Origin of the sequence: Streptomyces soli, from assembly GCF_003999195.1 — a bacterium.
Classification (GTDB): Bacteria; Actinomycetota; Actinomycetes; order Streptomycetales; family Streptomycetaceae; genus Actinacidiphila; species Actinacidiphila soli.
The window spans coordinates 16,717-28,608 of record NZ_RJVR01000321.1; the positions used below are offsets into that span (position 1 = coordinate 16,717).

The window sequence follows — 11,892 nt, forward strand, 5'->3', positions numbered from 1 at the left end:
TCGGTCCCCGGACAGGCCCTAGTTGTCCAGGATCGTGCTCAGGAACTCGGCCGTCCAGGTCAGCAACTCCCGCCCCACGACCGGCTTGCCGCCGATCCGTGCGGTGGCCGGGCGCGGCACCAGCACCTGCTTGGTGGCGCGCTTGATGACCGTACGGGGGTAGAGCCGGCTGAGCCGCAGCTCCTGCGACTCGCGCGGCTCGACGGGCGAGAAACGGACGTTGTTGCCCTGCAGAGTGATGTCGGAGACGCCGACCTTGCGGGCGAGCAGCCGGAGTCCGGCGACCATGAGCAGGTTCTCGACGGGCTCGGGGAGCTTGCCGTAGCGGTCGGTCAGCTCCTCGCGGACGGCAGTGATGTCGGCCTCGGAGTTCGCCGCCGCGATGGCGCGGTAGGCCTGGAGGCGCAGCCGCTCGCCGGGGGCGTAGTCGTGGGGGACGTGGGCGTCGACGGGGAGCTCGATCTTGACGTCGAGGAGGGTCTCCTCGGGCTCGCCGCCCTCCTCCAGGGCGCTGCGGTAGTCGGCGACGGCCTCGCCGACCATGCGGATGTAGAGGTCGAAGCCGACGCCCGCGATGTGCCCGGACTGCTCGCCGCCCAGCAGATTGCCGGCGCCGCGGATCTCCAGGTCCTTCATGGCCACGTACATGCCGGCGCCCATCTCGGTGTGCTGGGCGATGGTGGCCAGCCGCTCGTGGGCGGTCTCGGTGAGCGGCTTCTCAGGCGGGTAGAGGAAGTAGGCGTAACCGCGCTCGCGGCTGCGGCCGACGCGGCCACGCAGCTGGTGGAGCTGGGAGAGGCCGAAGTTGTCGCCGCGCTCGACGATGAGGGTGTTGGCGTTGGAGATGTCGATGCCGGACTCGACGATCGTCGTGGAGACGAGGACGTCGAACTTCTTCTCCCAGAAGTCGACGACGACCTGTTCGAGCTGGCTCTCGCCCATCTGGCCGTGGGCGGTGGCGATGCGGGCCTCGGGGACGAGGTCGCGGAGCCGGGCCGCCGCCTTGTCGATGCTCTCCACCCGGTTGTGGATGTAGAAGGCCTGGCCCTCGCGGAGCAGCTCGCGGCGGATGGCCGCGGCGATCTGCTTCTCCTCGTACGGGCCGACGAAGGTGAGGACGGGGTGCCGCTCCTCGGGCGGGGTGGTGATGGTCGACATCTCGCGGATGCCGGTGACGGCCATCTCGAGGGTGCGGGGGATGGGGGTGGCGGACATGGTGAGGACGTCGACATTGGCGCGGAGCTTCTTCAGCTGCTCCTTGTGCTCGACACCGAAGCGCTGCTCCTCGTCGACGATGACCAGGCCGAGGTCCTTGAACTTCGTCTCGGAGGAGAAGAGCCGGTGGGTGCCGATGACCAGGTCGACGGTGCCCTCGCACAGCCCCTCCAGGACGGCCTTGGCCTCGCTGTCGCTCTGGAAGCGGGACAGCGCCCTCACATTGACGGGGAACTGGGCGTAGCGCTCGGAGAAGGTCGAGAAGTGCTGCTGCACCAGCAGCGTGGTCGGGACCAGGACCGCGACCTGCTTGCCGTCCTGGACGGCCTTGAAGGCCGCCCGCACCGCGATCTCGGTCTTGCCGTAACCGACGTCGCCGCAGATCAGGCGGTCCATGGGGACGGACTTCTCCATGTCCTCCTTGACCTCGGCGATGGTGGTGAGCTGGTCGGGCGTCTCCGCGTACGGGAAGGCGTCCTCCAGCTCGCGCTGCCAGGGGGTGTCGGGGCCGAAGCTGTGGCCGGGGGCGGCCATGCGGGCGGAGTAGAGCCGGATCAGGTCGGCGGCGATCTCCTTGACGGCCTTCTTGGCGCGGGCCTTGGTCTTGGTCCAGTCGGCGCCGCCGAGGCGGTGCAGGGATGGGGCCTCGCCGCCGACGTACTTGGTGACCTGCTCCAGCTGGTCGGTGGGCACGAAGAGCCGGTCGCCGGGCTGGCCCTTCTTGGCGGGGGCGTACTCGACCAGGAGGTATTCGCGGGTGGCGCCCTGGACGGTGCGCTGGACCATCTCGACGTACCGGCCGACGCCGTGCTGTTCGTGGACGATGTAGTCGCCGGGCTGGAGGGTCAGCGGGTCGATGGTCTTGCGGCGCCGGGACGGCATCCGGCCCATGTCCTTGGTGGAGGACTTCTGGCCGGACAGGTCGGTCTCGGTGAGGACGGCGAGCTTGAGCCCTGGGTCGATGAAGCCGTTCTCGATGGAGCCGGTCGCCACGTGGACGACGGACGGCTCGATGGCGGAGGCGGGCAGGTCGCCCGTCTTTGAATCAAACCCGGTGAGGCGGGCGGCGATGCCCTCGTTGCCGAGGACCTCGACGATGCGGGCGGCCGGGCCGTGGCCCTCGGTGACGTAGACGGTGCGCCAGCCCTCGGCCAGCCAGCCCTTGGTGTCGGCGAGGGCGCGGGCGGTGTCGCCCCGGTAGACCTCGGGGGCGTGCATGCCGAGCTTGACGGTGTCCCCGTCCGGATCCTCCGCGTCGGCGGCGAAGGGGCTGACCGTCCACCACGGCATGCCCAGGTCCTGGGCGTGTTCGCGTATGTCGGCGATGCCCCAGAGGCTGGCCGCGCCCAGGTCGATCGGTGCCTCGCCACCGCCCGCCGAAGCGGCCCAGGAGGCCTCAAGAAACTCGCGGGAGGTGGCCACCAGGTCGGCGGCGCGCGTCCTGACCCGCTCCGGGTCGCTGACCACCGTCATGCTGCCGGCCGGCAGCACGTCGAGCAGCAGCTCCATGTCGTCCACCAGCACGGGGGCCAGGGATTCCATGCCCTCGACCGCGATGCCCTCGGCGATCTTGTCGAGCAGCTCGTGCAGCTCGGGGTGCAGCTCCGCGAGGGCCGCCGCCTTGTTCCGTACGTCCTCGGTCAGGAGCAGCTCACGGCAGGGCGGCGCCCACAGGCCGTGCTCGGCCACTTCCAGGCTGCGCTGGTCGGCGACCTTGAAGTAACGGATCTCCTCGACGTCGTCCCCCCAGAACTCCACCCGGAGGGGGTGCTCCTCGGTCGGCGGGAAGACGTCCAGGATGCCGCCGCGCACGGCGAACTCCCCGCGCTTCTCGACCAGCTCCACGCGCGCGTACGCGGCCGCCGCGAGGGCGTCCACGACCTCGCCGAGGTCGGCGTTCTGGCCGCTGCGCAGCGCCACCGGGACCAGGTCCCCGAGGCCCTTGACCTGCGGCTGCAGTACGGACCGGATGGGCGCCACGACGACCTTCACCGGCCCTGCGGTCGGGTCGTCCGCGCTGGGGTGGGCGAGGCGGCGCAGCACGGCGAGGCGGCGGCCGACGGTGTCCGAGCGGGGGGACAGCCGCTCGTGGGGCAGGGTCTCCCACGCCGGGTACTCCACGACGGAGTCGGACGGCAGCAGCGACTGCAGGGCCGCCGCCAGGTCCTCGGCCTCGCGGCCGGTGGCGGTTACCGCGAGCACGGTGCGGCCGGTGCGGGCCGCCAGCGCCCCGATGGCGAAGGCCCGCGCCGCCGGTGGGCCCACGAGGTCCACATGCGCACGGTTGCCCTCCCGGGCGGCCTCGACCGCCTCGTTCAGCGCCGGATCGCCGACAACAACATCGAGCAGACCGTTCAGGCTCATGAAGGCTTTCCGTCCCAGGGGTGGACAACGCGAACCGCCCGACACGTCGAACGGGCCGGGGTGTCCCAGCGTACGACGCTCCGCCGACAACGCGCGCCAAAGCCGTCGGCCCCGGGCGCACACTGCGCACCGGGGCCGACGGCTTCCCCCGTTCCCCCGTCCTCCCCCTGGCTAGTCGGTGGCGATGGCGTTGAGGACGTTCATCCGGCCGGCCCGGAAGGCCGGGACCAGCGCCGCCGCCAGGCCGACGAAGGCCGAGCCGACGAAGACGGTGATGATCGTCGTCCAGGGGATGGCCAGCACGCCCAGCCCCTGCAGGGCCAGCAGCTTCTGGGCGGTCGCGCCCCAGCCCATGCCGAGCCCGAGGCCCAGCACCGCGCCGAAGAGGGCGATGACGATCGACTCGAGCCGGATCATCCGCCGCAGCTGCCGGCGCGACATTCCGATCGCCCGCATCAGGCCGATCTCCCGGGTCCGCTCGACGACCGACAGGGCGAGCGTGTTCACGACGCCCAGGATGGCCACGATGATCGCCAGGGCCAGCAGCCCGTAGATCAGGTTCAGCAGCTGCCCGATCTGGTCCTTCAGCGCCTGCTTGTAGTCGGCCTGGTCACGGACCTGGATCTGCGGGTAGTCGTGCATCTTGGCCTTGAGGGCCTTGTACGCCGCGTCCTGCTGCCCGCTCTGTGCCGCCGCGAACATGATGTCGTCCATCGGCATCTTGGCTGCGGGCACGTACTTCGCCGCGGTCGTGATGTTGATGTACATCGCGCCGTTGTCGAAGGCGGTGTCCTTGGAGGTGATGGCCGCGACCTTCAGCTTCGCGGTGGCGCCGTCCTTGAAGGCGACACTCAACTCGCTGCCGAGCTTGATGCCGTACTTGTCGGCGAACTTCTCGCCGACCGAGATCGCGTTCGCGCCGTACGCGTCCGAGAGCTTGCCCGCGACCGTGTTGACCTGTAGGTCCTGGGCGTAGCTCGGGTCGGCGGCGGAGAGCAGCGTGTCGTTGAGGAGGAGCTTGCCGGCCGGTGAGGACACATCGGCCCTGACCGCCTTGTAGTCGGTGACGTGGGCGAGCCCCGGCACGGACTTGATCGCCTTCTCGACCTCCGGGGTGATCGGGTTCTGGCCGTTACCGGACTGGATGATGAAGTCCGCCCCGACCGACTTGTCGAGCTGGTCGCTGGCGGAGGCCACCATGGACGAGCCGACCACCGACAGCCCCGCGACCAGCGCGAGCCCGATCATCAGCGCGGCGGCCGTGGCACCCGTACGACGCGGGTTGCGCAGTGCGTTGCGCTCGGCGAGCCGGCCGACCGGGCCGAAGATCCGCAGGACGCCCGCGCTGAGGACGCGGACCACGACGCCGGCCAGCAGCGGGCCGATGACGACGAAGCCGACCAGTGTGAGGACCACGCCGAGCGCCAGCAGCAGGCCGCCGTTGCCGGCCTTGGTCGCCTGGGACGTCCCGTACAGGGCTGCCCCGCCCACGGCGGTGAGGACCAGGCCGATCACGGCGCGCACCTTGCCCGACCTGCCGTCGCTGGGGGTGCCCGCGTCGCGGAGGGCGGCCATCGGGGAGATCTTGCCCGCCCGGCGGGCGGGCAGGTAGGCGGCGAGGACGGTGACGATGACGCCGACGGCCAGGCCGATGATCGGGGTGGTGACCCTGATGGTCAGCTCGGAGGTGTCGAGGTTCATGCCCGCGCTGCTCATGAACTTCATCAGGCCGATGGCCAGCCCGACACCGCCGCCGATTCCGAGGAGCGACCCGACGATGCCCAGTAGGGTCGCCTCGAGCAGCACGGACCCGTTGACCTGCCCGCGGCTGGCGCCGATGGCGCGCATGAGGCCGATCTCCCTCGTACGCTGCGCGACCAGCATGGAGAAGGTGTTGACGATGAGGAAGATCCCGACGAGGACGGCGATCCCGGCGAAGCCCAGCATCGCGGTCTTGATGACTCCCAGGAAGGAGTCGATGCCCTGCTTGCTCTCGGCGGTGTACTCGGCCTGCGTCTGGATCTTGTAGCCGGAGCCGAGGTCGGCGGCGACGGCCTTCTTCAACTGCGCGTCGCTGACGCCCTTGTCGGCGTCGAGCATGACGGACGTGAAGACGTCCTTCGCGCCGAGCAGCTTGGTCTGCGCGGTGGCGGTGTCGAAGTAGAAGACGGCCGCACCGGGGTTGGTGGTCTTGAAGGTCGTGATGCCGGTGATCTTGGCGTGGAACTCACCGGGGCCGGCGATGATCCGCAGCTCGTCGCCGAGCTTGAGGTGGTGCTTCTTGGCGGTGTCGGAATCGACCATCACCTCGGTCGGACCGCGCGGCGAGTGGCCGGAGGTGATGGACGCGGCCTTGAGCTCGTTGACGTCCCAGTTGGTGCCGATGGTGGGGGCGCCGGAGGTCGGACTCAGGTTGTTCGTGTGGCTGTCGACGACGGTGAGAGCCGAGGTGTCCGCCCCGCCGACGGCCGACTTGACGCCGGGCACCTTCTCCAGCCGGGTGAGCGTGGAGGCCGGGAGGGTGGCGGCCTTCGCGGTGTGCTGCTGCTCGTCGGCGCCGGGGGCGTCCTTCGAGCTGACGGTGACATTGGAAGCGGTCGCCGCGAAGAGCTTGTCGAAGGTCGAGGTCATGGTGTCGGTGAAGACGAGCGTGCCGCAGACGAAGCCCACCGACAACAGGACGGCGATGGCGCTGAGCGCCATGCGTCCCTTGTGCGCAACGAAGTTGCGCCTGGAGGTCTTGACGATGGTCATGAGGTCCGCCCGTGCGCGTCGGAGGGCTCGGCGGTCCTGGGGTTCCCCATGCCGGAGGCCAGGGGCGCGTCGTTTCCGGAGAACTGCAGCATGCGGTTGAGAACGGACTCGGCGGTCGGGTTGACCATCTCGTCCACGATCCGGCCGTCCGCGAGGTAGAGCACGCGGTCGGCGTACGAGGCCGCCACCGGGTCGTGGGTGACCATCACGATCGTCTGGCCCAGCTCGTCGACCGACTTGCGCAGGAAGCCTAGGACTTCGGCGCCGGCCCGCGAGTCGAGGTTTCCGGTCGGCTCGTCGCCGAAGATGATGTCGGGGCGGGCGGCGAGCGCCCGGGCCACGGCGACGCGCTGCTGCTGGCCGCCGGAGAGCTGGCCGGGGCGGTGCTTGAGCCGGTCGGCGAGGCCGACGGTGTCGACGACACGCTGCAGCCACTCGCGGTCGGGCTTACGGCCGGCGATGTCCATCGGGAGCGTGATGTTCTCCACGGCGTTGAGCGTCGGCAGCAGGTTGAACGCCTGGAATATGAAGCCGATGTGGTCCCGGCGCAGCTGGGTGAGCCTCTTGTCCTTCAGCTGGGTGATCTCGATGTCGCCGATCCGGATGTGCCCGCTGGTGACCGTGTCCAGGCCGGCCAGGCAGTGCATCAGGGTCGACTTGCCGGAGCCGGAGGGGCCCATGATCGCGGTGAAGCGGCTGCGCTCGATGTCGACGTCGACCGCGTCGAGTGCGACGACCCGGGTCTCCCCGGAGCCGTACGCCTTGGTCACTTGGCGGGCACTGGCGGCAATGGCCGAACGCTCTCCGCTGCCCCCGGACTTGGGAATGGTCACTGCCGTTGTCACGGTCATTCTCCTGATTCGTCGACGAGTGTCGTCGTTCTCGGCGTTCTCGGCGTTCTTGGCGTACATGGCGTTCTTGGCGTTCTTGGCGTGCGTCATCAGCTTGGCGTCGACGCGGAGGGCGGGACGATGGTGCGGGTCACCCTTTCGACCCGGGGGCTAGCCCCACCAGAAGGCTAGGGAGCGCAGGTCCGCGGCGGCTCCTCCCCCGGGTGGAACCGGGGGGTGGAGAAAAGCAGGTGTGTCCCCTAGGGGTATCCACCCGGAGGTGGACCCCGCCTCCGGGTCGAGCCTGCACCCTCCCGCTACGAGAGGCTCAAGCCCCGGCGCCCGGCCTGCGCGGATACCCGCTACCGATCATCAGGGCGGGCATGGAATGGTGTGGCGTACACGCACCAGGGGAGGATGAGAGATGAGCGGCACCGTCGAACACGCCGAAGGCACCGGTCGGGCCGCCGCGCAGGGCGGCCCGGGGCGGCCGCCCAGCCGGAGGCCGGTCGTCGCGGGGCTGATGCTGGCGATGGCGCTGGCCGCGATGGACTCCACGATCATCTCCACCGCCGTCCCCCAGATCGTCGGCGACCTGGGCGGCTTCTCGGTCTTCTCGTGGCTCTTCTCCGGCTATCTGCTCGCCGTGACGGTCACCCTGCCGGTGTACGGCAAGCTCGCGGACACGTACGGCCGCAAGCCGGTGCTCGTCGGCGGCATCGCTATATTCCTGGTCGGCTCGCTGCTGTGCGCCGGGGCCTGGGACATGGCCAGCCTGATCGCCTTCCGCGTGCTGCAGGGGCTGGGCGGCGGGGCGATCCAGGGCACGGTGCAGACCGTGGTGGCCGATATGTACGGGCTCAAGGAGCGCGGGCGGATCCAGGCGGCGCTGTCCTCGGTGTGGGCGACCTCGTCGGTGGCCGGTCCGCTGGGCGGCGGGCTGCTGGCCGAGTACGCGGACTGGCGCTGGATCTTCCTGATCAACCTGCCGATCGGGCTGGTGGCGGTCCTGCTGATATCCCGCCATCTGCGCGAGTCGGTGGCGGCTCGCGCCCGGCACCGCGTCGACTGGCCGGGCGCGCTGGGGCTGTTCCTGTCCGGCGGGATGCTGATCGTGGCCCTGGTGGACGGCGGATCGGCCCGGCTGTGGCTGCTGGCCGGCAGCGTGGTGTGCGGTGCGCTGACGGTGTGGATCGAGCGGCGGGCGGCAGAGCCGATCATCCCGGGGTGGGTGTGGCGGCGCCGGGTGATCGTCGCGGTCAATCTCGCGCTGGGCGCGCTGGGCGTGATCATCGTCGCGCCGACCGTCTTCCTGCCGACATACGCCCAGGCGGTGCTCGGCCTCGGGCCGGTCGAGGCGGGCTTCGTGCTGTCGGTGATGACGTTGAGCTGGCCCATCTCGGCCGCCTTCAGCAACCGGGCGTACCTGCGGATCGGCTTCCGCGACACCGCCGCCATCGGTATGGCCGCCGCCACGGCGGTCCTGGTCGCGCTGGTGATGCTGCCGTACGCCGGGCCGGCCTGGCAGCCCGCGCTGGTCATGCTGCTGCTCGGCGGCGCGCTCGGCTTCTTCCAGCTCCCGCTGATCGTCGGCGTGCAGTCCACGGTGCCGTGGAGCGAGCGGGCCACCGCCACGTCGTCGGTGCTCTTCTGCCGCCAGGTGGGACAGGTCGTCGGCGCCGCCGTCTTCGGGGCCGTCGCCAATGCCACACTCGCCGACCGGCTGCCCGGCGGCGCCCCCGACACGTTGTCAGCCGCGCTCAACGCCCACCCGACCGACCTGTTGCGCCACGCCATCGCCGCCGCCGTCACGCATGTCTACGTGGGAGCCGCGCTGGCCGGAGCCCTCGCGCTGGTCATCCTGCTGACGGTGACGCCGCGCCGCTTCCCCGTGCTGGCGGACGCCAAGAGCCCTACGGAGTGAGCCGCCTGGGGCGCAGGCCAAGAGCGAGCGCGGAGAGGGCGGAGTCGATGGTGGGGCCGAGGTACCAGTCCCCGGTGTGGTCGAGGGCGTAGACCCGGCCGGTGGCGTCGATGGCGAGCTGGGCCTGGCCGGAGGTCTCCTCGCCGAGCGGGCAGACCTCGGTGTCGAGCGCCCGCCCGAGGTCGCCCAGGGTGCGGGCGAGGTGGAGCCCGGCCAGCGGGTCGATCCGTACGGCGGTCGGCGCGACATGCCGCCCGGGGCCGGCGGCCGGCGGCACGGTGAGCCCGCCGAACTCGGCCCAGGCCTCGACGGCGGCCGGGAAGACCGCGTGCTCGTGGCCGCCCGGTGAGGTGTGCGCGCGTAGCGTGTCGGCCCAGACCTCGGCCTGTCGGATGTCCCAACGGCCGGGCTGCCAGCCGCAGGAGCGCAGCGCGGCGTCGACGCCGGCCGTGAAACGGGTACTCACTTGGCTCCAGGATCGAAGGGCCGCACCCCGAAGTGCGAGAGCAGCGGCAGGCACGACCGGCACGGTGCCGTGTAGGAGCCGTGAGCCGGGTCGCCGTCCTCGCGGATGCGTCGGGCCGTCAGCTTGGCGCCCTTGAGGGCCTTGCGGGCCTCGCCGCTGGTGAGCGGTTTGCGGGAGGCGCGCTTGCTGCGTCCGGCGTCCACGGAGTCGAGGTAGCGGGAGAGCAGTACGGGCTCGGGGCAGCGCCCCGCGAAGCGCTCACGCTGGGCGACGGGCAGTGTGTCCAGTACGTCCTGCACCAGCGGATGCAGCTCCGGCGGCTGCTCGGCCTTGCTCCCCGTGCAGGTCAGGACCTCGTCCCGGACCGAGAGCGCGGCGGCCACGGCCGGCAGGATGCCGTCCCGCCGATGCCGCAGCACGGGCGGCGGCGCGGGCTCCCCCGCTCGCCAGTCGAGCCGCGGATCTGTGCTCTCCTCGGTGTCCTTCGTGTCCATGTCGGCGCGTCCCTCCCGTGCTCACCATGCCAAACAGATCAGGTGATACGGAAGTCGGTTGTGGGAAGAGAGATAACTTTTGTGCCGGATGTCACGAATCGGTGCCGCTGCGTGACCATGCAACTCGCCACCAAATCAATGGACTTGGCACAACCGGTCCGGTAACTCCCTCAACCGCTTCACCGGAAAGAGTGTTGTCCCTCAGGCCGTGGTTCCTGACCCGGCCTGACCTGAACATACGGTTGCCCCACACCATAGGCTGTGCCCAACAGCCGGCTTCAGCATGGGGGCATCCGCAATGACGACAGGTGGGACCGGGCTGGGGGCACCACCCAGCCGCCGGGCTGGGGGACAGGCCGCGCCACCGAACGCGGCCTACGCCGGACAGGTCGTGCACTTCCCGGACCCGGTCCGCGCCGCCCGCCACCCGCACGGGGTGCCGGTGGACGAGAACGGGCACCCGGACTTCACTCCGTACGCGCGGGCCGCCGCCGAGATCGCGGAGCCCCCGGAGGGCTTCGGCATCGACGAACTCCGGCTCACCGACTACGTATCGGCCAATGCCGCGCTGCACGCGGCGGGGCACGAGCTGTGGGGCAGCCTGCCGCCAGTCGCCACCCCGCACGGCTGGACCTGGCACCACGTCGCCGGCACCCGCCGCCTGGAGCTGGTCCCGGTCGAGGTCAAGGCGCTGCTGCGGCACCACGGCGGGCTCGCCGCCTCCCCGGCCGACCACTCCAAGCGCGGCACACGGCCGCTGCAGGAAACCCGGCCCGTGCACTTCGGACTGCCGAAGGACCCGGTCGCGGTGACGGAGGACCAGCTCCGCGACGTCGAGGAGGAGCTGGGCTATCGGCTGCCCGGCTCTTACCGTACGTTCCTGAAGGCCGCGGCCGGCTGCGCGCCGCGCGGGGTCGCCCTCGACCCGCAGCTCGGGCTGCTGATCGACCAGCCGTTCTTCACGATCCGCGACGAGGCCGCGCTCAACGACCTGGTGTACGTCAACAAGTGCCTGCGCGACCACCTCACCAAGGACTACCTCGCCGTCGGCTACATCCAGGGCGGCGTGCTCGCGATCAAGGCGCGCGGCGACGACGCCGGTTCGGTGTGGTTCTGCCCGTACGACGATGTGCGCGACGGCGACGACTGGTCCTCGGTGCAGGAGCGCATCGAGGCGCTGCTGCTGCCCTGCGGCGAGAGCTTCGACGCCTTCCTGCTGCGACTGGCGGGCAGTCCCCCGGAGTTGGAGACGGTGGCGAACCTGATGGTGGACGGCGGCTTCGCACACGCCGTCCCGGTGGAAGGGTGAATCGGGAGATGGTCACGTTCGCGGAGGCGCAGGAGCGCGCCGAGCGGTGGATCAACGGTGACGTCCCGGCCTACCAGGCCCGCGAGGTGCGGGTGCGGGAGTTCGAACTCGGCTTCGTCGCCTGGAGCGAGCCCCGCGAGGACGGTCCCACGACCGACGACGGCGCCATGCGGATCGTCGTCGCCCGGGACAGCGGGGAGGCCACGCTCTGGCCCGCGCTGCCGGTCGGGGAGATCATCCGGCGTTACGAGGAGGAGTACGGCCCCGTCCCCCAGGACGCGGTCCCGCCGTCCGACGCGCCGCCCGAGCGGCTCGACCTCGAAGCCACCTCCTTCCTGTTGAGCCCGCCCCAATGGCTCCAGGACGCGGCCGACCGCATCGGCATCCCCGACCGCCGCACGGCGCCCTCCGGCGGCGCCCCCACGCCCTGGCGCGACGCCAGCAACAGCACCGCCGCCGACGCCGAATCCGTCGCCCCGCCCGCCACGGTGTTCGCCCCGCCCGCGCCGCAGACGCCGGTGGCCGCGGCCCCGCCG

At 70.9% G+C, this 11,892-nt stretch carries 7 protein-coding genes and 1 pseudogene; 3 read left to right on the top strand and 5 right to left on the bottom strand.

Annotated features, from left to right (window positions below):
- Positions 1 to 18: 18 nt before the first annotated feature.
- From mfd to EFK10_RS37155, 3 genes are all read right to left on the bottom strand, one after another.
- A complete protein-coding gene (mfd, locus tag EFK10_RS37145; RefSeq protein WP_127360056.1) occupies positions 19 to 3,579 on the bottom strand; it encodes a transcription-repair coupling factor in 3,561 nt (1,186 codons plus the stop codon).
- A 171-nt stretch (positions 3,580 to 3,750) separates the two neighbouring features.
- Positions 3,751 to 6,333 carry an ABC transporter permease gene (locus tag EFK10_RS37150; RefSeq protein ID WP_127360057.1) on the bottom strand — a complete coding sequence of 861 codons (2,583 nt, stop codon included), beginning with the start codon at positions 6,331 to 6,333 and terminating at the stop codon, positions 3,751 to 3,753.
- Complete coding sequence (locus EFK10_RS37155) at positions 6,330 to 7,184, bottom strand: ABC transporter ATP-binding protein (RefSeq protein WP_164836309.1); 855 nt, start codon at positions 7,182 to 7,184, stop codon at positions 6,330 to 6,332. Before EFK10_RS37155 ends, EFK10_RS37150 begins: the two co-directional genes overlap by 4 nt.
- 403 nt (positions 7,185 to 7,587) lie before the next feature.
- Here EFK10_RS37155 and EFK10_RS37160 point away from each other — a divergent pair, with 403 nt between their 5' ends.
- Positions 7,588 to 9,087, top strand: a complete 1,500-nt coding sequence (locus EFK10_RS37160; RefSeq protein WP_127360058.1) for an MFS transporter — start codon at positions 7,588 to 7,590, stop codon at positions 9,085 to 9,087.
- Here EFK10_RS37160 and EFK10_RS37165 read toward each other — a convergent pair.
- Positions 9,077 to 9,553, bottom strand: coding sequence for an SUKH-3 domain-containing protein (locus tag EFK10_RS37165; RefSeq protein WP_240677705.1), 477 nt, complete (start codon positions 9,551 to 9,553; stop codon positions 9,077 to 9,079). The two genes, EFK10_RS37160 and EFK10_RS37165, sit on opposite strands and share 11 nt — an antisense overlap.
- The gene (locus tag EFK10_RS37170) at positions 9,550 to 10,047 is read right to left on the bottom strand and encodes a YwqJ-related putative deaminase (RefSeq protein WP_127360060.1); all 498 of its coding nucleotides are present in this window, start codon (positions 10,045 to 10,047) and stop codon (positions 9,550 to 9,552) included. The genes EFK10_RS37165 and EFK10_RS37170 overlap by 4 nt, the downstream gene beginning before the upstream one ends.
- A gap of 298 nt (positions 10,048 to 10,345) precedes the next feature.
- On the opposite strand from EFK10_RS37170, the gene EFK10_RS37175 reads away from it, so the two are divergent.
- Both EFK10_RS37175 and EFK10_RS37180 read left to right on the top strand, forming a co-directional pair.
- Positions 10,346 to 11,356, top strand: a complete 1,011-nt coding sequence (locus EFK10_RS37175) for an HNH endonuclease (RefSeq protein ID WP_127360061.1) — start codon at positions 10,346 to 10,348, stop codon at positions 11,354 to 11,356.
- 8 nt (positions 11,357 to 11,364) lie between these two features.
- Positions 11,365 to 11,892: pseudogene (locus EFK10_RS37180) on the top strand (SUKH-4 family immunity protein); the annotation flags it as partial.